The sequence below is a fragment of the Burkholderia sp. LAS2 genome, assembly GCF_018417615.1.
Taxonomy (GTDB): Bacteria; Pseudomonadota; Gammaproteobacteria; order Burkholderiales; family Burkholderiaceae; genus Burkholderia; species Burkholderia sola.
This window is the reverse complement of the sequence record NZ_CP071052.1, coordinates 2,001,976-2,024,988: the sequence shown is the minus strand read 5'-3', so window position 1 is coordinate 2,024,988 and position 23,013 is coordinate 2,001,976. Positions and strand designations below refer to the sequence as shown.

Sequence of the window (23,013 nt, the reverse complement as noted above, 5' to 3'; positions counted from 1 at the left end):
CCATACGGCCGCCATCAAATCAGTGCGCCATGGTCATTTCTCACTGGAACCAATGTTCACGTGCTTTCATGATCAACGCCTTAGCGGCATCCTCTTCCATTCCGGTCATGTCGACCAGTTCATCTACAGCCAGTTCGGCGAGATCGTCGCGCGTCTGCACGCCGTGTTCGGCCAGCTTCGCGAGCAGCTCCGGCGTGATGCCGTCGAGGCTCTTGAGATCCAGCGCTGCGTTCTCGACCTTTTCTTCGTTCGCGATGGCCATCGTCAACAGCGCGTCGCGTGCGCGGTTGCGCAGTTCGTGCACGGTGTCCTCGTCGAACGCCTCGATTTCGAGCATTTCGTTGAGCGGCACGTACGCGATTTCCTCGAGGCTCGTGAAGCCTTCGTCGATCAGGATGTCGGCAACTTCTTCGTCGACGTCGAGACGCGCCATGAACAGCGCACGCAGCCGGTCGCGCTCTTCGCCCTGCTTCAGCGCGGATTCGTCCGGCGTCATGATGTTGATCTGCCAGCCGGTCAGTTCGCCGGCAAGGCGCACGTTCTGACCGCTGCGGCCGATCGCGACAGCCAGTTCGTTCTCGTCGACGACGACGTCCATCGAATGCTTTTCTTCATCGACGACGATCGACTGGACGGCTGCCGGCGCGAGCGCGCCGATAACGAACTGGGCGGGATCTTCCGACCATAGCACGATGTCGATGTTTTCGCCACCGAGCTCGTTGCGCACGGCCTGCACGCGCGAACCGCGGATGCCGACGCAGGTGCCGATCGGATCGATCCGCTTGTCGTACGCGATCACGCCGATCTTCGCGCGCACGCCCGGATCGCGGGCGGCCGCCTTGATCTCGAGCAGGCCCTGCTCGATTTCCGGCACTTCCATCTCGAACAGCTTCATCAGGAATTCGGGCGCCGTGCGCGACAGCTCGATCTGCGGGCCGCGCGCGGTGCGGTCGACCTTCGCGATGTATGCCCGCACGCGGTCGCCCACGCGCAGGTTTTCCTTCGGGATCAGCTGATCGCGGCGCAGCAGCGCCTCGACACGGCCCGATTCGACGATGAAGTTGCCCTTGTCGAGCCGCTTCACCGTACCCGTCATGATCTTTTCGCCACGCTCGAGGTAGTCGTTCAGGATCTGCTCGCGCTCCGCGTCGCGCACCTTCTGCAGGATCACCTGCTTCGCGGCCTGCGCGCCGATCCGACCGAATTCGATCGACGGAACGGGTTCCTCGACATACTCGCCGACTTCGACGTCGGGCTTCTGCTCACGTGCTTCGAACAGCAGGATCTCGCGATCCGGCTCCTGCAAGCCTGCCTCGTCGGGCACGACGAGCCAGCGACGGAAGGTTTCGTGCTCGCCGCTTTCGCGATCGATATGGACGCGGATTTCGGCGCCTTCGTCGAACAGCTTCTTGGAAGCGGACGCGAGCGCAGCCTCGAGGGCGCCCAGCACCACATCCTTGTCGACGTTTTTCTCGCGCGCCAGCGCATCCACCAGCATCAACACTTCGCGACTCATTATTTGCGGCTCCTAAAGTCAACTTGCGGAATCAGGCGGGCTTTATCGATATCGGCCAGCGTGAAATCCAGCATGGCTGCCTCGCCCTTCTTCCCCTCAAATTCCAAACCGATCGTTTCGCCATTCGGCGCGTGCAGAATGCCCCGGTACGTCTTGCGCCCGTCCAGCGGCTTTTTCAAGGTCACGGAAACTTCGCTGCCGGCGAAGCGCTCGAAGTCGGCCAGCTTCTTCAACGGGCGGTCGAGCCCCGGGGACGAGACTTCGAGCCGTTCGTAATCGATATTTTCGACCGTCAAGACGTGCTGGAGCTGACGCGTAACCTTTTCGCAATCTTCGAGCGAGATGCCGGCAGGCTGATCGATATAGATGCAAAGCATGCCGCGCCCGGTGCGCTCGAGTTCCACCAGCTCGTAGCCGAGCCCGGTGACCGTGGTTTCTATCAGTTCCGTCAGTTGCACAGTGTCCTCTCAGGTGTTCGCGCCCGCCGCTCGCGATTCACCCGCGGGCGCGCGCCTTAGCCGGCGCAGGAAGCGCTACCCGAGATGCCTAACCGTTTCAGCAAAAAAAAATGGGCGGAACGCCCATCTTCTTACTGGTGGTCGCACCTGAGCCGCACATTGAATCCGTACGCCCAGCGACTCCGCGATTATAGCGATTTTTGGCGCAAACGCCAAGCCAGCCGGTAAAAGCAGCGCGTCGGCCGCCTTTACGGACCGAAAATGCGAAATCGGGCTTGTCCGGTCGACCGGCGCATCCCGCCGCGCCGATGATCGGCATTGCCGCGGCACGCGGCATGGATACAGCCGAAGATCATCGACGCGATGCGTCGTGCCGGAAAAATCGGCCGGACGCCGATCGAGCCGGCACGCCGGCGGCTCTACGCCGCCGTGCGCCAATAGACGCTTAGCGGCCGCGCGTGCGGCTGCGCTGCGGACGCTGGCCACCGCGCGCGCCGCCGCCGTTGCCGGCGCCGTCCGCACGATTGCCGTTCGGATTGCGATTGCCGCCACCCTTGCTGCCGCCGCGCTTCGGGCCCGCGCCATACGACGCGCGATTGCCGTCGACATCGCGACCACCGCCGGTGCGATTGCCGTCGCGGCCGCCGCCTGCGCGGTTGCCATCACGGCCGCCGCCCGCGCGGTTGCCATAACCCGACGGCGCAACCGGCAGGCTGCCGTAGCCGCTCAGGCCCGGCAGACCCGGGCCGCCGCGTCGGCCACCGCCGCGACGCGGCTGGTCGAGTTGCCCGTGCGTCGTCAGCACCGGCTCGCGACTGATGAAGCCCATCGACGTCTCCATCGGGTCGGGCTGGCGACGCTCGGCCGGACCGGCACTGCCGCGCTTGCCCTTCTCCTCGGCCGGCGCCTTCAGGCCGACGGTCGCCATCAGCTTGCGCACCTGCGCGTCGTCGAGCTCTTCCCAACGACCGCGCTTCAGGCCGCGCGGCAGCGGAATCGGGCCGTGACGCGTCCGGATCAACCGACTCACCATCAGGCCGACCGCCTCGAACATCCGGCGCACTTCGCGGTTGCGGCCTTCGGCCAGCGCGACGTGATACCAGTGGTTCGTGCCTTCACCGCCGCCATCGCGGATGCGCAGGAAATTCGCCGGACCGTCGTCGAGCTCGACGCCGTGCAGCAGCTTCTGCCGCATCCCTTCGGCCAGCTCGCCGACGACGCGTACCGCGTACTCGCGCTCGACGCTGTAACGCGGATGCATGAAGCGGTTCGCGAGATCACCGGAGGTCGTCAGCATCAGCAGACCTTCGGTATTGAAGTCGAGGCGGCCCACCGCGAGCCATTTCGCCGTCTTCATCGGCGGCAGACGGTCGAACACCGACGGACGGCCTTCAGGATCCGCGTGGCTGACGATCTCGCCGGTCGGCTTGTGATACAGCAGAACGCGCGGCGGCTTGTTCGGCAGCTTGCGCTTGACCGGCTTGCCGTTGATCCGCACCTGGTCGGTCGGCATGATCCGCTGGCCGATGTGCGCGGGCTCGCCGTTCACCGACACGCGGCCGGCGACGATCAGCTCTTCCATTTCGCGGCGCGAACCCATGCCTGCTTCCGCCAGCACCTTGTGGAGCTTCGGCGCGTCGTCGTCCGGCGACAGCACGCGCTTGTTCGCCGGCTGGCTGCGGCCGCGGCGCAGCATCGGCGCACGCACGCCGCTGCCGCCCGCGGAGTTGTCCGCGTCGAAGGCGGGCGACGTCACGTATGCGAACAGCTCGTCCTGGGACGCATCGCCTTCCGCCGCCTTCGCCGGGCCGCCTTCAGCCTTCGCCGCACCGCGACGGCCCTGGCCGCCCTGGCCACCCTTCGGTGCGCCTTCGCGCTTGGCGGCCGGCTTGCGACCGCCCTTGGCCGCGCCTTCCTTGCGCGGCGCACGCGCCGGCTGCGCGTCGACAGCGTCGGCCGGCTGCGCATCCGCGCCCTCGGCACCCGGCTGCTCGCCTTCGGCGCCCTTCGACTTGGCCGCCGCGCGACGCCGCGCGATCAGGCTGCGCGGGCCGCGCCGCAGACCGCGGCGGGGACGCTCGTCGCCACCCGCGGCCGAAGCATCCTGCTCCGGCGCATCGTCGGCACGCGCTGCCTGCACGGCAGGCGCGGACGATTCAATATCGTGGATATCTGTCAAAACAACCTCAAAATGTCAGGTCTCGCGCCCGGCGCGGGCGCGGCAAGAAGTTGGCCGCGATCAGGCGCGACGCTGTTCGGGTTCTGCTTCGTCGTCCGGCAGCGCGTCGGCGCCGATGGGCGCACTGGCGCTTCGCACGGCATCCGCGAGACTGTCGGACGTGTCGTCCAGCGTCTCGTCGTCCGCAGGACGGGGGCGGGATGCGTCGGCCTGATCGGCCTCGCCGGGCATGCCGCCGGCCGCTTCCGCTCCGTCTCCGGCAGCCGCTTCGGCGGCCGGCTTGCGATCTTCCTCGCTCCAATCCGCACGCTGCGGCTCGGGCTGCACATCGGTCGGCACTGCTTCGGCGCCAACCTGTTCCGTCTGTTCAATCTGTTCCGTTTGCCCGCGATCAGCATCGAGCGTATCGCGACCCGGAATTTCCTGCGTCGACGCGACGTCGGCCGCGGCATCGCCGGCCCCGTCGGTCGACTCGCCGGCGACTGCTTCATCCGCCAGCGCCTGCGGCGCGTCGGCCGCCGGCATGTCACCGTCGAAATCCATCGCCTGCTGCGCGAGCAGCGCGGCCTCGATGTTCGCGGCCGGCTCTTCGAGCGCGGGCAGGTCGTCGAGCGCCTTCAGGCCGAGATCGTCGAGGAACTGCTTGGTCGTCGCATACAGCGCCGGACGCCCCGGCACGTCGCGATGACCGATCACCTCGATCCAGCCGCGGTCCTCGAGTTGCTTGACCACCTGCGTATTGACCGTGACGCCGCGAATCTCTTCAATGTCGCCGCGCGTGACGGGCTGCCGGTACGCGATGATCGCGAGCGTTTCGAGCACCGCGCGCGAATATTTCGGCGGCTTCTCGGGATGCAGGCGATCCAGATAATGACGCATCGCCGGCTTGCTCTGAAAGCGCCACCCGGTCGCCAGCGCCACCAGTTCGACACCGCGACCGGACCAATCCTGTTTCAGGTCTTCGAGCAACGTGCGGACCGTGTCAGCCGACACGCCGTCGGCAAAGAGCTTGCGCAAATCGCCAAGCTTCAGCGGTTCCTGCGCACAGATCAAAGCAGTCTCGAGGACGATCTTCGCCTCTTGGGTATTCATGCAGCTAGGCCAGACCCTGTGGTCAAACGAACCGGATCAACAAACAGACGAAAGGAACGGAAGACGCGCTCGCCCGATTCTGATCGGTCATATTGATGGGAGCACGAACCGGGGGCGGCGAACCAACTTCAGGCCAGGCCCAAACCGGACGGAACAGCACGGCTCAACGACGGAACCGCGTGACTGAGCGCCATATTACGCAAAATTGCCCGGTGCGTAAAGATGAGTGGAACAGGCCGCCGCCCGGGCGGCGCACCCGCTCCGTCCCCGCTTCAGCGGGCGCCCGCGCCATGCGCAAGGAACCGGCGCAGCCGCTCGACGCCCGCGTCGAGCCGCGCCGGATCGCACGCATAACACCAGCGCACGAACCCCTCCCCCTCCGGGCCGAACGCACGCCCGGGCGCCAGGCCGAGCCCCGCGTCGCGCACCAGCGTCTTGCAGAACGCCAGGCTGTCGGCCGCCCCCGGCAGCCGCAGGAACAGGTACATCGCGCCCGGCGGAGGCGGCACCTCGACGCCCGGCAGCGTCCGCAGCGCGGCGACCAGGTGATCGCGCGCGTCGCGCAGCGCCGTGACGAACGACCGCACGAACGGCTCGCCGTCGCGCAACGCGACCTCGGCCGCGGCCTGCACGAAGCCCGGCGCGCACGACGTGTTGTATTCGACGAGCTTCGACAGGTCGCCCATCACCGAGGCCGGCGCAATCAGCCATCCGAGCCGCCAGCCCGTCATCGCCCATGCCTTCGAGAACGAATTCACGACCACGACGCGCTCGTCGCGAGACGCGATGTCGAGAAACGACGGCGCGCCGCCCTCGTCGAAGGCAAGCCGCTCGTACACCTCGTCGGCGACCAGCCAGATGCCGTGACGACGACAATGGGCGAGCACGGCCAGCTGATCGTCGCGCGACATCGTCCAGCCGGTCGGGTTGTTCGGCGAGTTGATCAGCAGCATCCGCGTATCGGGCGTCAGCGCCGCGAGCAGCCGGCCGACGTCGAGCTGCCAGCCCGCGTCGCCGTAGCCGAGCGGCACGCAATCGACCTGCGCTCCCAGAATCTTCGGAATCTCGACGAGATTCGGCCACAGCGGCGTGACGGCGACGACACGCTCGCCCGGCCCGACCAGCATCTGGACGGCCAGCATCAGCGCACTCACGCCCGAACTCGTCACGGCGACCGTGTCGGCCGCCGTCGCACCGTGACGCGCGCTGACGTAGGCCGCGATCGCGTCGCGCAGCGGCGCCGTGCCGAGATTGTGCGTGTAGAAGGTCGCGCCGTCGCGCAGCGCCGCCGCCGCGGCGTCGCGGATGAAGTCCGGCGTCACGCGATCGGATTCGCCGAACCAGAACGGCAGCATGTCCGGCACGCCGAAACCGGCGTTCGCGACCTCGCGGATCAGCGACGGCCGCAGCGCATGCACCGCGGTGCGCGCCGCCGGCTCATCGTGCGGCGGGAAAAAACCTGCGGAATGCGTCATCGAGAACACCGCGGAGGAACACGATCCGCGTAGTGTACCGGCCGGCAAGCCGGACCGGCGCACGGCGGCGCACGTCAGTCGAGATCCTCGGCCCTTGCCGGCATCTGCCGCACGAGCTCCCAGATCGCCTGCGCGGCGGGCGACAACGACCGGTCGCGGCGGCGCACCAGCTCGACGGTGCGTTCGGTGCGCGGCGTGAGCGGCCGCGCGACCAGCGTCGAGCCGGCAGGCAGCGGCAACGACAGCCACGGCTGCACGCTCACGCCGACACCGGCCTCGACCAGCCCGAACACGGTCGCCGAATGCCCGAGCTCCTGCATGACCGTCGCGTTGACGCGATGCGTGGCCAGCGCCGCGTCGATCAGCGGCCGGCTGCCCGACGCATGATCGAGCAGCACGAGGCGCTCGCCGTCGAGCGCCGTCCACGGCACCTCGGCCCGCGCCGCAAGCGGATGGTCGGCGCGCGCGACGAGGCAGAACGAATCGGTCATCAGCGGCTCGCAGACGATATCGGCGACCGTCAGCGGCCCGATCACGACGCCGAAGTCGACTTCGCTCGACTTCACCTTGCGCAGCACGTCGCTCTGCACGTCGTCGCGCAGGCCGAGCGTCACGAACGGGAACTGGCGCTCGCACGACGCCACCACGCGCGGCATCAGCCTGCAGGCGATCGTCGGGCTTGCCGCGACGATCACGCGCCCGCGACGCTGCTCGCCGATCTCGCGAATCTCGCGCAGCGTGTCGTCGAGATCGTCGAGCAGGCGCGACACGCTCGCGATCAGGTTTCCGCCGACGTCGGTCAGCTGCACGTCGCGCGTCGTCCGGTCGATCAGCTTCAACCCGAGTTCGGCCTCGAGCTCACGCACGCAACGGCTGACCGCGGACTGCGTGAGCCCGATCTCGTCACCCGCCCGACTGAAGCTCTTGAGCCGCGCGACCTCGATGAACACGCGAAGCTGGCGCAGCGTAACGTTCATGTCCCGACCTCATCAATCGCCGATATCGATGCGTGATTCTAATGTGCGAAGCCGTCCGCGGTGAGCGAATCTGGCCCCCGCCGTCCATGTTTCGCTGCGGTGCAATAGATTCGCAAACGCACGTGACATGGGCGAATTGCACAAGATTGGTGATTGTCCCGATTTGCTGACGGGTTATTTTGGCGTCTTATACGCCCCTAGCTGACTTAGCCGTTAGCTCGCTGCCAAGCGGCTCTCGAGGGATTCACCTCCGACATGGCACGCTTCGTGCATTACCTTGCGCACAGGGTGCAGGTTCGTCGGACGGAAGAGCAGAAACGCCGCTGCCGGCCAACCGGACGCCCCCACCCGGCACTCGACGCTCGAGTGCTTGAAGAGTGCGCGGCGCAGGGCAGCGCACCGGAGTTAGCTTCGCTGAGGTGAGGACATGATGCTGTTCGACGATTTGAGAGATAACGAGTGGGCGCTGGTCGAGGGTCTGTTTTGCTCGGAGCCCGCGCGGAGCGAGCGGCGCGGCCGTCCCCGCGTGGAAGCCCGGTCGGTGGTCAACGCCGTGCTGTGGGTGCTGTCGACGGGTGAAGGCTGGTCGAAACTGCCGGGCCGCTACCCGTCCCCGCCGACCTGCCGCCGCCGCTTCGACGAATGGCAGGCGGACGGTACGCTCGCCGAAATCGTGAAACGACTCGGCACGAGCGGCCGGCAAATCTCGCTGCGCGGACGCATCGGCGCAAGCGCGGCGAAGCCGCCCGCCCCGCCGAGCCGCGACCGGCTGCGCGGCGCCTTCTGGACCAATCCGGAATCCTGGCGCGCCCCCGTCAAGATGGCGTAACGAATGCTCGATCGGGCGGCTGCGGCCGCCCGGTGTCTTTCTGCGACGCGACTTCGTTGCGTCGCACGCTTTGCCGTCGATTACCGTTGTCGTGCCGCGAAACATCTATTTACCAATATTTACAGCAAGCCTGCACTCCCACGCTTACCTTAGCGTCATATCAACAGGCCGCACGGACGGCTTGAGAGGGAGCCCCGCCATGAAAACAATGTCACTGCTCGTTGCATGCGGCATTGTCGTTTCCGTGGCGCTGGCCGCTCCGGCCCATGCCGACGATCGCGCGAAGCCGCCCCATCGCCAGCAGGACCACCGCAACAGCCTCCGCCAGCCGCCGGCCGCCAACTCGTCGAGCCGGCAAACCGTGCCGCGCGGCGACTTGCGCGGCGATATCGCCAGCAACGCTCGGGCGCGGATCGGCTCACAGCCGCCCGGCATGTCGCGTCATCCGTAGTCCTGTCGATTTCGAGATTTCGCCAAAGAAAATGCCCGGATCCGGGAACTGCGCCGCATGCGGCGAGTCACATCGTTGCCATGAGCACAGCGTGGCAGCAGCAAAAGTATCCGGTACGCCCGTATCCTCGCGATACGGGCTTTTTTTTGCATCGCCGGCCTGCGCGGCGACGCACGGGCCGGGATGAAGCCCGCTACAGGCGGCTTTCGAGAATCGCCACGGCGCCCGCTTCGCTCAATGCGTAGTCGTCCATGCGGCGATCAGTCCAGGAAAGTAATTTCTCGGCGCGCTCGAGGCGCGAGAATTCGGCTCGACCGCTGTCGGTCAGTACGGCAATGTCGACCGGTGCATGAAAGCCCGGTGCGGGGGCAACGGTCTTCTGCCTGACCGTGTCCATCAGCCCGAGCGAACGGAGATACTCGAACACGCCCGGGCGGCGTGCCCACGGTACCTGGCGGTACTGCACTCGTCTCAATGCGTCGAGCACCGCTTCGTTGGAATACGTGGCCATCTCGATTCTTTCTTAAAGTGCAGCGACAATGCGAAGCGGCGCACCGGGCGGGGTCTCCGCCCGCCGAAACCGCCACCGATTCTGGAGGCCAACGTTGTTCGGCGTCGCGTCAGGGCCGTATCGTCAGCCGTCCATAAAAAGACACCATACCCCAATCAAATTGATTCTGTTCGATTCATTTGTACTTCTCTTCATCGGTTTCATGCTCTGCCGCAAGCAGCGTCGAACCATTTCGATCGCCGCCGCCGCGCTGTTCTGGCTGCTCGCGACGGGCTGGCTCGCAGCGCCGCTGATCGCGTGGACCGAGGCCGGCGTCACGCCGGTCGAGCGCCCCGACATGCATGGGCGCACCACGCTGATCCTCATCGGCGCCGGCACGCACCGCACCGACACCGGATTGCAGCCGCCGCCGGACGGCGTCGCGCGCATCCGCAAGGTGGCGGCGCTCTATCGCACGTGCCGGCAGCAGGCCCAGCGCTGCACCGTCGTGATGTCGGGCGGCGACCCGCAACATCACGGCGACACGGAGGCGGCCGTCTACGGACGCCAGCTCGTCGCGCAGGGCGTGGCGCCCGCCGACCTCGTGCTCGAACCGAACAGCCGCACGACCTACGAAAACGCGAAATTCACTGCGTCTATACTACGCTCACAGTATGACGACGCGCGCATTCTCGTCACGTCGTCGTATCAGATGCGCCGCGCCCTGCTCGATTTCCGCCGTTTCGGCATCGATCCGCAGCCCGTTTATGCGAATCTCCGCCGCGCGCAGACTGGCTGGCTGCCGCGCTGGCGCAATGTGGCCAACGCCGCGCAGGCGCTGCACGAGCTGGTGGGAATCGCGCAATTCCACGTGTATCGCTGGCTCGGCTGGTTTTGACGACACCGGGAAACCCGGCGCGAAAATCGCGGTGCCACCCGGATGGCAGACGCGTGACGAAGTGCGCGAAGTGTTGCGCGACTTCAACGAGGTCTTGCGTCGTGCGACGATCCGGTGCACATTGATCCGTCACTTTTGTTACACTCGACACGCACTCGACGGCAGTCGCCAGACAAAACGGCAACACTCGGGTTCATCACCACTTAGCGGAGGTAAAGCAATGAAGAAGACGTCCCTGGCTATCCTGGTAGCGATGTCGGCGCTGACTGGCGCAGCGTACGCGCAAGAGAGCACGCAGATTCAAACCATCACCGATCCGGCCAAGATCGCCGAGATCGAGCAGCGTGCACAAGCGCTGCAACAGCAACAAGCGGCCGAAGCGGCTCAGCCGGCGGCGCAGGAAGAGCATCACCACGGCAAGAAGGCTGCGCATCACAAGAAGGCCGCCAAGAAGGCGAAGGCTGCAGACGCTGCCAGCCAGTAAGTTCGGCGGCACCGCTTCAGCGAAAAGCCGAATCCGGGCAGCCGGGTTCGGCTTTTTTGGTTGCGGCGCCTGCGCGCTGTGCTAAAGTCGCGCACCGAAATTTTCCACCCGTGCGCACCCCGGTGCGGAGGACAGCATGAGCAACATTCAACTCGACATCGAGTGGACCGAAGCCGCCACTCGCCAGATCAAGCAACTGATGCCCCGCGGCTCGGCCGACGCGTTCCTCGCGCTACCGCCGATCGAGTGCCTGCCGATGGAAGGCGACGTGCTGTTCCTCGGCCCGCAAGGCAAGCAGCAACCGTTCATCGTTGCCGAGCGCCAGTATCACCATGACGGCGACGCCGACTGGACGATCATCCTGATCCTGGACGTACCCGGCACGTCGCACTGACGCGCCGCCCGCGACCGGACACGTCCGGTCGCCCTGGCCTGCTCGCGTTCAGAGGAGCTTCGACAGCACGCGGATTTCGGAACGCTCGATCCAGTCCGCGGCCGCCTCGCGATAAGCGAGAATATGCGCGGAACGCGCATGAGCAGCCAACGCCTCCTCGCTCTCCCAACGCTCGACGAATACGAACCGCGCGGGCTCCTTCAGATCCCGGTGCAAGTCGTACTGCAATGCGCCGGCTTCGTTGCGGGTCGGCTCGACGATACCCTCGAGCACGGTGCGCAGTTTTTCCTCCGCGCCCGGCTTCGCCACGATCAGCGCCACGACTGCAATTTCCGCCATTCCCGCCTCCTTCGTCCGAAAAAGTCCGAGAATACGCGAATCCCGCAGCGCGCATCGGCTACGCCGATACGGCATGACGATGGCACAAAAAAAATAGCCCGCGCTTCAGAGAAGCGCGGGCGAAACCGTCGCCCTACGAGGATAGGCGACGGGGCCATCGAGATCCGCACGCGGGTGCGGATCATCATCTGTTGTGCGGACGCTTGTCGCGTCGGCATGTGAAGGCATCGAGACCGTTGTTCGGCGCACGCGGCGCACGCTCCGGACGCTGACGCCAGCCTCCCCGTTCTAACGATTCCAACCTATAAAGCAGGTTACGTGCCAAGCTCGACATGCACGACACTCCTTTGATTTGTAAGGACAATTTTTTGGATCGGCGACAATGTGACACGTGTTCTGTCGTCGTAACGCCCGAATGTTACGTAACGTCACGAGGCGGGCCGAACCACTAGAACAATCGCACGCGCCAGCGAGCAGCCATGAAAAAAGCCCGCCGGATGGCGGGCTTTTCAGGAGTGCGGGAAACGCCGGGATCAGCGGAGCTGATTCACGAGCAATCCCATGATTTGCCGAGCCGGCGACGACGTGTCGATCGCGCCCGCATCGTCGACGACCGCGACACGCGTCTGATCGGCAGTGAGCGCCTTCACGTTGACGCGATACTGCTTCGCCTGCTTTTCCTTCTTGCCGTGGAACAGCTGGCTCCAGAAGCCCTGCTCGGCCGAGCTCAGATCCTTCGGATCGACATAGCGCACGAAATACAGCCCCTTCGAGCGATCGCGATCGTCGACCGTGAAGTTCGCGCGATCGAGCGCGAGACCGACGTGCAGCCACGACCGGTCGTACGGCTCGCCGAGCGTGACTTCGGACGGCACGGCCGCATCAGCCGCGTCGCTGCCTTGCGCCGACGTGCGCGACACGTTCTGCGCGGCGATTGCCGCAGCGGCCTTCGACGACGCGTCGGCATCGGCCTTCTTGTCTTTCGGTACTGCGTCGTCCTTGATGTTCGCGATCGGCGGTTCGCCGTTCTTCGCGCGCTGCTCGTTCTGCGCGAGCACGGCCATCAGCCGCTTCAGGTATTCCGTCTCGAGCGCCGGATCGTTCGGCTTCGGCTCCCACTTGCTCGAATCGTTGTTCGCGCCGGTGATCGCCTCGCGCATCCCCTTCTGGCTGATGAACACGTAGGTGCCGCCGTTCGGCGCCGAATCGAGACGCGTACGGTACTTGTTGCGCTCGGCCGTCACGTACGAATTGCCCATCGCCTTCGAGATCACGCTGCGGATCAGGCCGTCGTTGATCTGCGGATGGGTTTCGTTCCAATCGGTTTCCATCACGCCCTTGTCGCGCTGGTCGACGACGAGCAGGAAGCCCTGCTCCTGCCAGAAACGGCGAACCTGCGGCCAGATCGCGGCCGGTTGCTTGCCGTCGATCACAAGCCAGCTTTCGGTGCCGTCGCGCTGGATATGCATGCCGGCCACGGCCGGCGCGACGGTGTCCAGCGCGGGCGCGGCTTGCTGGACCTGCTTGAGCGCGGACAGGGAAGTCGCGCCGCCCTGGGGCGGCAGCGAACGCTGATCGGCCGTCTCGTCGAGCATGTTGGGCGGCACTGCGAGCGACGCTTCCTTCGATTTCGAATCGCTCTTGTAGTCCACTTTCGTGGGCGACGACGTACCGCAACCGGCGACGAGCGCGCCGGTGGCGAGCACTGCAGCGAACCGCATGGTAAGACGAAGATCAGTCATGTTCGGGGAATCCTCTTCCGCTAAATCACGGCGCTTTCCGTGGATCAACCGTGCATTTTACCGGGGCCGCGCCGCGATGTGCAAAAAAGCGACGGCCAAGAAAAAACCCGCGTCAGCTTGAACTGACGCGGGTTCTTGTCTGGTCGGGGCGAGAGGATTTGAACCTCCGACCACCTGCACCCCATGCAGGTACGCTACCAGGCTGCGCTACGCCCCGAAAGAAAAAAATTATAACAGACAGTTCCCCGATTTAGAACGGGTCGCATGCATTTTGTGCCTGCCCTCGTGAAATTTTTTGGCGCGATCGTGCCGATGCAAGCAATCCGCGGCATCGAACCCGCATCGCCTTCACCGTCACCGCTTGCGCGCGATACAGATGACCGTCAGGCCGGCGATGCGGTTGAAGCGGAACATCGGCAACTCGATGCGGCAGATCGTCTTGAGCAAACCGTTGACGAACGGATGATGACGGCGCAATTGCGACGCAGGCTCGCGCGGATGCGAACGCGCCCGCTCGCCCAGCCGCAGTGCGGCCGCGAGCGGAAACGTCAGGCCGAAATAGTAGGCGCCGTGCTCGACGTCGAGCCCCGCGCGCCGGACCACGTCCTCGAGGCCGCCGAGCGTATACCTGCGCTTGTGCTCGAGAAAATCGTCGTGGCCGCTCCAAAGAAACTGGAACGCGGGAACCGTGATCAGGAACCGGCTGCCCGCAGGCGCGCCCTTCACATACTGCGTCAGCAGCCCGACGTCGTCGTCGACATGCTCGAGCACGTCCATCAGCAACACGAGATCGGCATCGAATCGATCGACGGAGCGCCGAAAGTGGATGGGCTTGCCGGCCTCTTCGCCATCGCTGTCGTCGGCGTAGCTCGTGTCGACACACCATGCTTCCGTCGCCGGCGTGCGCTCGAGCAGATGCTTCGAGAAAAAGCCGGAGCCCGCACCGACGTCGAGTATCCGGTTCACGCCCGACGCGCCCAGGAACCGGCGAATGGCGCTCGCCTTCGACGCGTAGTACCAGTGATCGCCCACTCCCGCACCCAGTACGTCGACTTCCTTCAGGTCCATGGCGCTTCCCCGTGATGGCTGCCGTGTTGTGATGTCGAATTCGCCACTGAGCCGATCTTACCTCGCCGCCCTCGCCGATCGTATCCGTCGATGCCCGGGGCCGCGCCACTTCGGCATCCGGTGAAACCCGCGCCGGCCATGGTCGACCGCGGGTTTTCAGGGGCGCGTCGAAAGACGCCGGCCGACGGTCCGGACAAACCAAACGACCGTTTGATCCGCCCGTCCATCCACCGCGAAACCATTGTCCGGCAGCCCGCCAGCGCGCCGTAACCGGGCGGCCGTTGTTTGGTAACGCCGCTCTAGCGCGCTATGACACACTGCACGGCATCGACGCTCGCGCCGTGCAGTGGCGCGCGCCCCCCCGTCGATCAAGACAAGACATGGAGACAGACGATGCGGAATGCGGTCCGGCGCGGCCATCGCTCGCCTTTGGCAATTTTCGACCGGGTTGCCGGCCTGCGACGCACGGCCGCCCCGCGATCACACACGACATCCCGCGTGTTCGGCTGCGGCGCGCTGGCGCTCACGCTGCTCTGCGCCGGCTGCGCGGAATCGGCCGCGCAGCGCGACAGCAACACGTCGATCGCATCGACGAAGATAGAACGCACGAAGGCGGAGCGCCTCGCGCGCGAGCAGCAAATCGCGCGCACCGTGCCGTCGCTCGCGTCGATCAGCCTCACGCAACCGCGCCCGTTCACGCTGCGCGACTCGGGCCAGAACGGCGCGATGACGTTCCTGCGCGACGTCGATTTCCGCGTCGTCAACAATCTCGGCTTCTTCATTCATCAGCTGTCGGCCACGCTCGTGCCCACGCAGGCCGGCGCGCCGATCGTATTCGACGATCCGACGAGCTTCGAGATCGACGTGCACGAAGGCACGGTCACGCTCGACAACGCGAAGCTGACCGCCCTCTTCAACACCTACATCTTCGGCTATCGCAACGCGCCGCTGCGCAAGCTCGCGGTATCGGCCGGCGACGGCGTGATCCATCTGCAAGGCGAGATGCAGCGCGACGGCTGGGTACCGTTCTCGCTGACCGGCACGCTCGCGATCCGCGACGGCAGCCAGCTCGTGTTCCACCCGACCGGCGTACGCGTGTCGGGCCTCGACGCGCAGCCGGTGATGCGCGCGGCCAACGTGAAAATGGCCGACCTGCTGAAGGTGGAGACGCCGATCGCGCAACTCGCCGGCGACGATCTCGTGATGGCGGTCGACAAGCTGATGCCGCCGCCGCGCCTGAAGCTGACGATCACCGCGCTGCGCGTGACGCCGGCGGGCCTCGACCTGAAGCTCGACGACGGCACGCATGCGGGCTTCGCGATGCCCGCGAACGCGCCGCAGCAAGCGATGTACATTCGCGGCGGCGACGTGAAATTCATGCGCTCGATGCCGATGAACGCGGACATCCTGATCGCTCCGCTCGACGCGTCGAAGCGCGACCAGACGTTCGTGTTCGACCTGTACCACTATCGCGACCAGGTATCGGCCGGCTATTTCAACTTCGACGAAAGCGGCGCGATGGCGATCCGGATGCCTACATATGCGGGCCCGGCCAGCGGCGCGCTGCTCGGCAACGCGGCCGCGCGCCTGAACGACAGCTTCCTCGCCGCGCAGCAGAATGCGCTGCGCGACGTGCGCCAGCATTGGGAAGCGTACGCGCTCGCGGCGGACGCCGCGCGGCCCGGCATGCAGAAGGTCGCGATGCGGCGCACGTCGACGACGCCGTTCAACGAGCGGCACGTGTCGAACCGCAACCCGACGATCCATCTGCGCAACGTCGACTTCAACCTGTCCGGCGATATCGGTTTTCATGTCGAAGATCTCGACGTGGAACTCGTGTCGAAGCGCGCCGGCGAACCCGTCGATCTCGACGACCCGAACCAGTACGACATCCGCATTCTCGGCGGCACGGTCGTCGAGTCGTGGAAGGCGATGTCGGCGCTGTTCAACGACTACCTGCTCGACTATTCGCCGCGTTCGCTGAACGGCCTGCAACTGAGCGCGGACGGGCAGAACCTGCGCGTCCAGGGCGGCATCAAGCTGTGGAATCACGTGCCGGGCGTCTGGCTGCCGACCGACATGAAGGGCTCGCTGACGGTGCTCGACGACCGCCACCTCGCATTCAAGCCGTCGCAGGTGTCGGTGCTCGGCATCCCGCAGGCGACGCTACTGCGCTCGCTCGGCATCGAGCTGTCGTCGCTGACGCCGCTGCAGCGGCGCGGCGCGGAACTGCGCGGCGACACGCTCGTGCTCGACCAGTACACCGTGTTCCCGCCGCCCGTGCTGAACGGCAAGCTCGGCCAGGCGACGGTCGAGCGCGACGGCTTGCGTCTGACGTTCCGGCGCGCACCGGGCGCGCCCGCGCCGAAGCGGCCGCAGATCGATGCGCCGAGCTACATGTGGATGGAAGGCGGCGACATGAAGATGTTCAACGTGCTCGAACTGAACGTGCGCGCGCTGATCCGGAATTCGGCCGAGGCCGGCCCGATGCGGTTCGACCTGTACGGGTACCGCAACCAGGTCGCGCAGGGCTCGGTGCGGATGCTGCCGGACGGCACGCTGGTCGTCGACATGGGCCGGAAGAATCCGCTCGCGTCGCGCTGATCCGCAGGCGCGACCCGCATGAAAAAAGCCCGGTGGCGGTCGCCAACCGGGCTTTCCCATACATCCTGCGCACCGTGCGCTCAGTCGTGTTTCAGTCCGTCGATCACGTCCAGCAACGCCTGCCGCAACGCGGTCACATCGACGTTTGCGCCCGCGTTGGCCGCCCCGCGCGCATCGGCGGCCTGCACATCGGATTCGACCGGCTCCGCCGCGGCCCGATCGCTGCCCGGCGAATCGAGCCGGTTGCGCGCGCCGTTGATCGTGAAGCCCTGCTCGTACAGCAACTCGCGAATCCGCCGGATCAGCAGCACTTCGTGATGCTGGTAATACCGCCGGTTGCCACGCCGCTTCACCGGCCGCAGCTGAGTGAACTCCTGTTCCCAGTAACGCAGCACGTGTGGTTTGACCCCGCACAGTTCGCTGACTTCGCCGATCGTGAAGTAGCGCTTCGCGGGAATCGGAGGCAAGACGACTTTCTCAACCGTGGTGGTCATCGGTTAACCGTCGGTAAGGGTGCGCGGCGGCCGCGCGGGGCGTGGGCGCGTATTACTCCGCGCCGTTTTCGACCAGCGCCTTCAGCTTCTGGCTCGCGTGGAAAGTTACCACCCGGCGGGCCGCGATCGGAATCGCCTCGCCCGTCTTCGGGTTGCGGCCCGGGCGCTGCGGCTTGTCGCGCAACTGGAAATTGCCGAACCCCGACAGCTTGACGCTTTCGCCGTTTTCGAGCGCATCGCGGATCACTTCGAAAAACGCCTCGACCATGTCCTTCGCTTCACGCTTGTTCAGCCCGACGCTATCGAACAGCAGCTCCGCCAGTTCCGCCTTCGTCAGCGTCGGCGTCTCCGTGGACGCCGGCGCCGAAGCGTCGCGGTTCATGGCGCTGCGTTGCGCCGTCAGGAGGGCTTCGAATTCACTCGAGGTCATGTCGTTCATATCTGCCATACAGCGCGTTGAATCAAAACTTACGATGGAAAAAGCCGCCCGCGAACGGGCGGGCCCTCTCCTTAGCCGCGCAGGCGCGCACCGGCACGAGCCATTCGCTCGACCAGCGTCTGGATCGCCTGATCGACGACCTCGTCCTGCAGCGTGCCAGCCGCGTCCTGCAGCGTCACGCGGAAGGCAAGGCTCTTCTCGTTCGCGGCAAGACCACCGGAAGTATTTGATTTTGCACGAAATTCGTCAAAGAGTACAACCTTCTGAACGAATCGGCAGGCGTCTTCGGCAAGCGCCTTCTTCATTTCGTCGAAAAGTGCCTGAACCTCGACCGCCTGATCGACGACAACGGCGATATCGCGACGGACCGGCGGGAATTTCGACACGTCGGTCGGCGCGGGCAGCGCACGTGCAGTCAGCGCATCCGCGTCGATTTCAAACATCACCGGCGCGTGCGGCAGCTCGTACTTCTGCATCAGGCGCGGATGCAGCTCGCCGATCCAGCCGACCGCACGGCCATCGACTTCGATGCGCGCGCTGCGGCCCGGATGAAGGGCCGGATGCTCGGCCTTCACGAAGCGCGCGACCGCCGGCGCGAGCAGCGCCTCGAGATCGCCCTTCACGTCGAAGAAATCGACCGCGCGGGTCGCGACGCCCCACTGCTCGTCGAATGCCGGACCGTACGCCAGCGCGCCGACGCGCTTCGGCTGCGCATGACCTTCGACCGCCAATTCGCCGGCCTTCACCGACGGATCGGCAATGAATACGCGCCCCGATTCGAACACGCGCACGCGATCGGCGCGGCGGTTCAGGTTGTGGCGCAGCACCGAGATCAGGCTGCCGAACAGCGTCGTGCGCATGACCGAAAGCTGGCTGGCGATCGGGTTCAGCAGACGGATCGGGTTGTCGTTGCCCGCGAAATCCTGCTCCCACTCCGCATCGACGAAGCTGAAGTTGACGGTTTCCGCGTAGTCGCGCGCGGCGAGCGCGTGACGGATGTCGTGGATCGAACGCCGCGTCTCGTGGGTCGCACGCATTTCGCTCGTCGCGACCGGCGGCCGCGCCGGAATCTTCTCGAAGCCGTAGATGCGCGCCACTTCCTCGATCAGGTCTTCCTCGATCTCGATGTCGAAGCGGTGCGACGGCGGCGTGACGAGGAACGCGTCGTCTTCACGCTCGAACGGCAGGCCGAGGCGCGTGAAGATGTTCGCGATCTCGTCGGCGTCGATCTTCACGCCGATGATGCGGTTCGCGCGCGACACACGCATCTTCACCGGCACGCGCTGCGGCAGGTTCACCGCCTGATCGTCGACCGGGCCGGCCTTGCCGCCGCAGATTTCGAGGATCAGTTGCGTGATGCGCTCGACGTGCTCGACGGTCGTCGCGTAATCGACGCCGCGCTCGAAGCGATGGGCCGCATCGGTCGAAAAGTTGTACTTGCGCGCGCGGCCGCGGATGCTGTCCGGCCACCAGAACGCGGCTTCGAGGTAGATGTTGGTCGTATCGAGCGTGACGGCCGTGCTGTCGCCGCCCATGATGCCGGCCAGGCTTTCGACCTGACGATCGTCCGCGATCACGCCGACCGTTTCGTCGAGTTCGACCGTGTTGCCGTTGAGCAGCTTCAGCGATTCGCCGCGCTTGCCCCAGCGCACTTCGATGCCGCCGTGGATCTTGTCGAGATCGAACACGTGCGACGGGCGGCCGAGCTCGAACATCACGTAGTTCGAGATGTCGACGAGCGCGGACACGCTGCGCTGGCCCGAACGCTCGAGGCGCTCGACCATCCACTGCGGCGTCTTCGCGTGCGCATTCACGCCGCGGATCACGCGACCCGAGAAGCGGCCGCACAGATCGGGCGCGGCGATGCGCACCGGCAGCGTCTCGTCGAGCTCGACGTTCACCGGGCGGATGTCGACCGGCGTCAGCGGTGCGCCGGTGATCGCGGCCGTCTCGCGCGCGATACCGAACACTGACAGGCAGTCGGCCTTGTTCGGCGTCAGCTTGATTTCGAAGATCGTGTCGTCGAGATTGAGCGTCTCGCGGATGTCCTGGCCGATCGGCGTATCTTCCGGCAGGATCAGCAGCCCGCTGTGATCCTCGGACAATTTCAGCTCACGCGCCGAGCACAGCATCCCCTGGCTCTCCACGCCGCGCAGCTTCGACAGCTTGATCGCGAACGGCTTGCCGCCCTCTTCCGCCGGCGGCAGTTCCGCGCCGACCAGCGCGACCGGCACCTTGATGCCGGGCGCCACGTTCGGGGCGCCGCACACGATGTTCAGCGTCGCGCCGGTGCCGGCGTCGACCTGGCAGACATTGAGCTTGTCCGCATCCGGATGCTTGACGACTTCGAGCACGCGGCCGACGACGATCTTCGACGTCGGCGGCGCAGCCTTGCTCAGCGATTCGACTTCGAGCCCCGCCATCGTCAGCGCGTGCGACAGGGCGTCGGTCGTCAGCTGCGGGTCGACAAAGGTTCTCAACCAGGATTCAGGGAATTGCATGGATGTCTACGTTCGAAACAGGTTAGATCGACGCCCGGGCTCCGTCAGAAACGTCCGTCGGGGCATGCGCGGGCACAGGTCGGCGCGGCGAGCGGCGTTATGCGAACTGGCGCAGGAAACGCAGGTCGTTCTCGAAGAACAGCCGCAGATCCTGGACGCCGTAGCGCAGCATCGTCAGGCGCTCGAGGCCGCTGCCGAACGCGAAACCGATGTAGCGCTCGGGGTCGAGGCCCATGTTGCGGATCACGGTCGGATGCACCTGCCCCGAGCCGGAAATTTCGAGCCACTTGCCGGCGTTCTTGCCGTGCTCGAACATCATGTCGATCTCGGCCGACGGTTCCGTGAACGGGAAATACGACGGACGGAAGCGCACGAGGATGTCGTCGCGCTCGAAGAATTTTTTCAGGAAGTCGGTATAGACGCCCTTGAGGTCGGCGAAGCTGATGTTTTCGTCGATCCACAGCCCCTCGACCTGATTGAACATCGGCGAGTGGGTCGCATCGCTGTCGACGCGATACGTGCGGCCCGGCGCGATCACCTTGATCGGAGGACGGTTCATGCGCGCATAACGCACCTGCATCGGGCTCGTGTGCGTGCGCAGCAGCAGCTGGCGGCCGTCGGCATCCTTGCCTTCGACGTAGAAGGTGTCCTGCATCGAACGCGCCGGATGGTTCTCCGGGCTGTTCAGCGACGTGAAGTTGTACCAGTCGGTCTCGATTTCGGGGCCGTCGGCCACGTCGAAACCGATCGAGCCGAAAATCTGTTCGACACGCTCCCACGTGCGCATCACCGGGTGCAGGCTGCCTGCACCGGCGCCACGGCCCGGCAACGTCACGTCGATCGCTTCGGCGGTGAGGCGCTGATTCAGCAGCGCGTCGGCCAGGGCCTGGCGACGGGCGGTGAGCGCGGCTTCGACCTGCTGCTTCGCGACGTTGATGCGTGCGCCTTCGGTCTTGCGTGCTTCGGGATCGAGCTTGCCGAGGCCCTTGAGCAACTCGGTCAGCGCACCCGATTTGCCGAGAAATCGGGCTTTCTCGTTTTCGAGCGTGGTGATGTCGGCAGCCTGTTCGAAGGACTGCTGCGCGTCGGCGACAATCTGGTCCAGATCCATAGATCCCATCATTTCCAACGTCATTCGGTCTTGGCGAGCGAAATGGCCTCGCCAAACAAAAAAGGGGCTCGGAAGAGCCCCGTTTTCGCTGCAGCGGCCGAGACTACCGGAACCTCGCTGCAACTAACCACGCAGTGCTAATTTCGCAATTAGGCTGCAACGGCGGCTTTCACCTGCTTGACGATCGCAGCAAAAGCAGCCTTGTCGAACACCGCCATGTCGGCCAGCACCTTACGGTCGAGTTCGATCGACGCCTTCTTCAGGCCGTTGATGAACACGCTGTAGGTCATGTCGTGCTGGCGAACTGCCGCGTTGATACGCGTGATCCACAGTGCGCGGAACACACGCTTCTTGTTGCGGCGATCGCGATACGCATACTGACCAGCGCGCATCACCGCCTGCTTGGCGATGCGGTAGACGTTATTGCGGCGGCCGCGATAACCCTTGGCCAGGTTGATGATCTTCTTGTGGCGGGCCCGTGCGGTTACCCCACGTTTGACTCGAGGCATGTTTCTCTCCTTGGAGTATCAGTTGAGGGGTTACGCGAACGGGAGCATCGCGCGGACGGAGTTCAGATCGGAATCATGAACTGCCGTTGCGCCGCGCAGATGGCGCTTGTTCTTCGTGGTTTTCTTGGTCAGGATGTGACGCTTGAAGGCTTGACCGCGCTTGACGGTACCGCCCGGACGCACCACGAAGCGCTTTGCAGCGCTCTTCTTGGTCTTCATCTTAGGCATGACGAACAACTCCAGTTTATTAGATGGCGATGGGTGTGCGGTTGGCTTGCGCCCTTGACCCGCCCTTCGAAACCCAGTCCACTTGTGTACGGCGCACCGCTTGCGCAGCCGCCGTCATCGTTGGCGCGCCGCCCTGACCGGGCTACGCGCCGAACCACTGTCGAACCTGCGCGCGATGCGCGCGGGCTCGTTACTTCTTTTTCTTCGGCGAGAGCACCATGATCATCTGGCGCCCTTCCATCTTCGGCATCTGCTCGACCTGGCCGACTTCCTCGAGATCCGTGCGCAGACGCTCCAGCATCCGCATACCGATTTCCTGGTGAGCCATTTCGCGGCCGCGGAAACGCAACGTGATCTTCGTCTTGTCGCCCTCTTCGAGGAAGCGCACGAGATTGCGGAGCTTGACGTTGTAATCCCCGTCATCGGTACCCGGGCGGAACTTGACTTCCTTGACCTGGATGACCTTCTGCTTCAGCTTCGCTTCGTGCTGCTTCTTCGATTCCTGGTACTTGAACTTGCCGTAATCCATCAGACGGCAAACCGGCGGCACCGCTTGCGGCGCGATCTCCACCAGGTCAACATCCAGTTCTTCCGATTTACGGAAAGCGTCAGCGAGTTTTACGATACCGAGCGGTTCGTTCTCGATCCCGACCAGGCGCACTTCCGGCGCAGTGATTTCACCGTTGATGCGGTGCGACGACTTATCAGTAGCGATGTTACGTTTCCTCTAAAAAT

At 65.2% G+C, this 23,013-nt stretch carries 22 protein-coding genes, 1 tRNA gene and 1 pseudogene; 6 read left to right on the top strand and 18 right to left on the bottom strand.

Translation table 11 applies throughout. The features are described 5' to 3' along the window. Positions 1-40: 40 nt before the first annotated feature. From nusA to JYG37_RS09425, 6 genes are all read right to left on the bottom strand, one after another. Positions 41-1,516: a transcription termination factor NusA gene (nusA, locus tag JYG37_RS09450; RefSeq protein ID WP_006476166.1), complete on the bottom strand. Its 1,476-nt coding sequence runs from the start codon at positions 1,514-1,516 to the stop codon at positions 41-43. Continuing rightward, positions 1,516-1,974 carry a ribosome maturation factor RimP gene (gene rimP / locus JYG37_RS09445; RefSeq protein ID WP_006476167.1) on the bottom strand — a complete coding sequence of 153 codons (459 nt, stop codon included), beginning with the start codon at positions 1,972-1,974 and terminating at the stop codon, positions 1,516-1,518. The genes nusA and rimP overlap by 1 nt, the downstream gene beginning before the upstream one ends. 445 nt (positions 1,975-2,419) lie before the next feature. Then, the gene (rluB, locus tag JYG37_RS09440) at positions 2,420-4,153 is read right to left on the bottom strand and encodes a 23S rRNA pseudouridine(2605) synthase RluB (RefSeq protein WP_124630433.1); all 1,734 of its coding nucleotides are present in this window, start codon (positions 4,151-4,153) and stop codon (positions 2,420-2,422) included. A gap of 60 nt (positions 4,154-4,213) precedes the next feature. Next, positions 4,214-5,245 carry an SMC-Scp complex subunit ScpB gene (gene scpB / locus JYG37_RS09435; RefSeq protein ID WP_124556360.1) on the bottom strand — a complete coding sequence of 344 codons (1,032 nt, stop codon included), beginning with the start codon at positions 5,243-5,245 and terminating at the stop codon, positions 4,214-4,216. Between the two features lie 272 nt (positions 5,246-5,517). Further along, positions 5,518-6,720 carry a pyridoxal phosphate-dependent aminotransferase gene (locus tag JYG37_RS09430; RefSeq protein ID WP_204383814.1) on the bottom strand — a complete coding sequence of 401 codons (1,203 nt, stop codon included), beginning with the start codon at positions 6,718-6,720 and terminating at the stop codon, positions 5,518-5,520. Between the two features lie 74 nt (positions 6,721-6,794). Next, positions 6,795-7,697: a LysR family transcriptional regulator gene (locus JYG37_RS09425; protein ID WP_089488385.1), complete on the bottom strand. Its 903-nt coding sequence runs from the start codon at positions 7,695-7,697 to the stop codon at positions 6,795-6,797. A 430-nt stretch (positions 7,698-8,127) separates the two neighbouring features. Between JYG37_RS09425 and JYG37_RS09420 the strand changes: the two are divergent. Further along, a pseudogene (locus JYG37_RS09420) lies at positions 8,128-8,523 on the top strand (transposase); the annotation flags it as partial. Between the two features lie 202 nt (positions 8,524-8,725). Further along, positions 8,726-8,977, top strand: coding sequence for a hypothetical protein (locus tag JYG37_RS09415; RefSeq protein ID WP_050012479.1), 252 nt, complete (start codon positions 8,726-8,728; stop codon positions 8,975-8,977). A gap of 193 nt (positions 8,978-9,170) precedes the next feature. Here the strand turns inward: JYG37_RS09415 and JYG37_RS09410 are convergent, their stop codons facing one another. Continuing rightward, positions 9,171-9,488: a hypothetical protein gene (locus tag JYG37_RS09410; protein ID WP_050012478.1), complete on the bottom strand. Its 318-nt coding sequence runs from the start codon at positions 9,486-9,488 to the stop codon at positions 9,171-9,173. Between the two features lie 160 nt (positions 9,489-9,648). On the opposite strand from JYG37_RS09410, the gene JYG37_RS09405 reads away from it, so the two are divergent. From JYG37_RS09405 to JYG37_RS09395, 3 genes are all read left to right on the top strand, one after another. After that, positions 9,649-10,365, top strand: a complete 717-nt coding sequence (locus JYG37_RS09405; protein ID WP_050012477.1) for a YdcF family protein — start codon at positions 9,649-9,651, stop codon at positions 10,363-10,365. Positions 10,366-10,585: 220 nt separating this feature from the next. After that, positions 10,586-10,849 carry a hypothetical protein gene (locus JYG37_RS09400; RefSeq protein ID WP_050012476.1) on the top strand — a complete coding sequence of 88 codons (264 nt, stop codon included), beginning with the start codon at positions 10,586-10,588 and terminating at the stop codon, positions 10,847-10,849. Positions 10,850-10,985: 136 nt separating this feature from the next. Next, on the top strand, positions 10,986-11,243 hold the full coding sequence (locus JYG37_RS09395) for a hypothetical protein (protein ID WP_034184019.1): 258 nt from the start codon (positions 10,986-10,988) through the stop codon (positions 11,241-11,243). A 48-nt stretch (positions 11,244-11,291) separates the two neighbouring features. Here the strand turns inward: JYG37_RS09395 and JYG37_RS09390 are convergent, their stop codons facing one another. The 4 genes from JYG37_RS09390 to JYG37_RS09375 all read right to left on the bottom strand — a co-directional run bounded on the left by JYG37_RS09390 (position 11,292) and on the right by JYG37_RS09375 (position 14,392). Continuing rightward, entirely contained in the window at positions 11,292-11,582 is a 291-nt protein-coding gene (locus JYG37_RS09390; protein WP_050012475.1) for a putative quinol monooxygenase, read from the bottom strand. Positions 11,583-12,115: 533 nt separating this feature from the next. Continuing rightward, positions 12,116-13,324: an NlpB/DapX family lipoprotein gene (gene bamC / locus JYG37_RS09385; protein ID WP_050012474.1), complete on the bottom strand. Its 1,209-nt coding sequence runs from the start codon at positions 13,322-13,324 to the stop codon at positions 12,116-12,118. Positions 13,325-13,464: 140 nt separating this feature from the next. Continuing rightward, positions 13,465-13,541, bottom strand: a tRNA-Pro gene (locus tag JYG37_RS09380). A 137-nt stretch (positions 13,542-13,678) separates the two neighbouring features. After that, positions 13,679-14,392: a class I SAM-dependent methyltransferase gene (locus JYG37_RS09375; protein ID WP_050012473.1), complete on the bottom strand. Its 714-nt coding sequence runs from the start codon at positions 14,390-14,392 to the stop codon at positions 13,679-13,681. A 393-nt stretch (positions 14,393-14,785) separates the two neighbouring features. Here JYG37_RS09375 and JYG37_RS09370 point away from each other — a divergent pair, with 393 nt between their 5' ends. Continuing rightward, a complete protein-coding gene (locus JYG37_RS09370; protein ID WP_050012472.1) occupies positions 14,786-16,996 on the top strand; it encodes a hypothetical protein in 2,211 nt (736 codons plus the stop codon). An 80-nt stretch (positions 16,997-17,076) separates the two neighbouring features. Here the strand turns inward: JYG37_RS09370 and JYG37_RS09365 are convergent, their stop codons facing one another. From JYG37_RS09365 to infC, 7 genes are all read right to left on the bottom strand, one after another. Next, entirely contained in the window at positions 17,077-17,490 is a 414-nt protein-coding gene (locus tag JYG37_RS09365) for a MerR family transcriptional regulator (protein ID WP_050012471.1), read from the bottom strand. Between the two features lie 52 nt (positions 17,491-17,542). Next, positions 17,543-17,929 (bottom strand): integration host factor subunit alpha, encoded by a 387-nt coding sequence (locus JYG37_RS09360; protein ID WP_006486093.1) that lies wholly within the window; start codon positions 17,927-17,929, stop codon positions 17,543-17,545. 71 nt (positions 17,930-18,000) lie between these two features. Then, positions 18,001-20,430, bottom strand: coding sequence for a phenylalanine--tRNA ligase subunit beta (gene pheT, locus JYG37_RS09355; RefSeq protein ID WP_050012470.1), 2,430 nt, complete (start codon positions 20,428-20,430; stop codon positions 18,001-18,003). Positions 20,431-20,527: 97 nt separating this feature from the next. Then, a complete protein-coding gene (gene pheS, locus JYG37_RS09350; RefSeq protein ID WP_050012469.1) occupies positions 20,528-21,541 on the bottom strand; it encodes a phenylalanine--tRNA ligase subunit alpha in 1,014 nt (337 codons plus the stop codon). A gap of 149 nt (positions 21,542-21,690) precedes the next feature. After that, positions 21,691-22,050 carry a 50S ribosomal protein L20 gene (gene rplT, locus JYG37_RS09345; RefSeq protein WP_004192938.1) on the bottom strand — a complete coding sequence of 120 codons (360 nt, stop codon included), beginning with the start codon at positions 22,048-22,050 and terminating at the stop codon, positions 21,691-21,693. A 30-nt stretch (positions 22,051-22,080) separates the two neighbouring features. Beyond that, entirely contained in the window at positions 22,081-22,278 is a 198-nt protein-coding gene (rpmI, locus tag JYG37_RS09340; RefSeq protein WP_004191477.1) for a 50S ribosomal protein L35, read from the bottom strand. A 190-nt stretch (positions 22,279-22,468) separates the two neighbouring features. Further along, positions 22,469-22,993 carry a translation initiation factor IF-3 gene (infC, locus tag JYG37_RS09335; protein WP_071734130.1) on the bottom strand — a complete coding sequence of 175 codons (525 nt, stop codon included), beginning with the start codon at positions 22,991-22,993 and terminating at the stop codon, positions 22,469-22,471. Between the last annotated feature and the right edge of the window lie 20 nt (positions 22,994-23,013).

Bases quoted from the DNA above. Each gene is read 5' to 3' on its own strand.
- nusA (WP_006476166.1), bottom strand. From the start codon at position 1,516: ATGAGTCGCGAAGTGTTGATGCTGGTGGATGCGCTGGCGCGCGAGAAA.
- scpB (WP_124556360.1), bottom strand. From the start codon at position 5,245: ATGAATACCCAAGAGGCGAAGATCGTCCTCGAGACTGCTTTGATCTGT.
- JYG37_RS09430 (WP_204383814.1), bottom strand. From the start codon at position 6,720: ATGACGCATTCCGCAGGTTTTTTCCCGCCGCACGATGAGCCGGCGGCG.
- JYG37_RS09425 (WP_089488385.1), bottom strand. From the start codon at position 7,697: ATGAACGTTACGCTGCGCCAGCTTCGCGTGTTCATCGAGGTCGCGCGG.
- JYG37_RS09415 (WP_050012479.1), top strand. From the start codon at position 8,726: ATGAAAACAATGTCACTGCTCGTTGCATGCGGCATTGTCGTTTCCGTG.
- JYG37_RS09410 (WP_050012478.1), bottom strand. From the start codon at position 9,488: ATGGCCACGTATTCCAACGAAGCGGTGCTCGACGCATTGAGACGAGTG.
- JYG37_RS09400 (WP_050012476.1), top strand. From the start codon at position 10,586: ATGAAGAAGACGTCCCTGGCTATCCTGGTAGCGATGTCGGCGCTGACT.
- JYG37_RS09395 (WP_034184019.1), top strand. From the start codon at position 10,986: ATGAGCAACATTCAACTCGACATCGAGTGGACCGAAGCCGCCACTCGC.
- JYG37_RS09390 (WP_050012475.1), bottom strand. From the start codon at position 11,582: ATGGCGGAAATTGCAGTCGTGGCGCTGATCGTGGCGAAGCCGGGCGCG.
- bamC (WP_050012474.1), bottom strand. From the start codon at position 13,324: ATGACTGATCTTCGTCTTACCATGCGGTTCGCTGCAGTGCTCGCCACC.
- JYG37_RS09375 (WP_050012473.1), bottom strand. From the start codon at position 14,392: ATGGACCTGAAGGAAGTCGACGTACTGGGTGCGGGAGTGGGCGATCAC.
- JYG37_RS09370 (WP_050012472.1), top strand. From the start codon at position 14,786: ATGCGGAATGCGGTCCGGCGCGGCCATCGCTCGCCTTTGGCAATTTTC.
- JYG37_RS09365 (WP_050012471.1), bottom strand. From the start codon at position 17,490: ATGACCACCACGGTTGAGAAAGTCGTCTTGCCTCCGATTCCCGCGAAG.
- JYG37_RS09360 (WP_006486093.1), bottom strand. From the start codon at position 17,929: ATGAACGACATGACCTCGAGTGAATTCGAAGCCCTCCTGACGGCGCAA.
- pheT (WP_050012470.1), bottom strand. From the start codon at position 20,430: ATGCAATTCCCTGAATCCTGGTTGAGAACCTTTGTCGACCCGCAGCTG.
- pheS (WP_050012469.1), bottom strand. From the start codon at position 21,541: ATGGATCTGGACCAGATTGTCGCCGACGCGCAGCAGTCCTTCGAACAG.
- rplT (WP_004192938.1), bottom strand. From the start codon at position 22,050: ATGCCTCGAGTCAAACGTGGGGTAACCGCACGGGCCCGCCACAAGAAG.
- rpmI (WP_004191477.1), bottom strand. From the start codon at position 22,278: ATGCCTAAGATGAAGACCAAGAAGAGCGCTGCAAAGCGCTTCGTGGTG.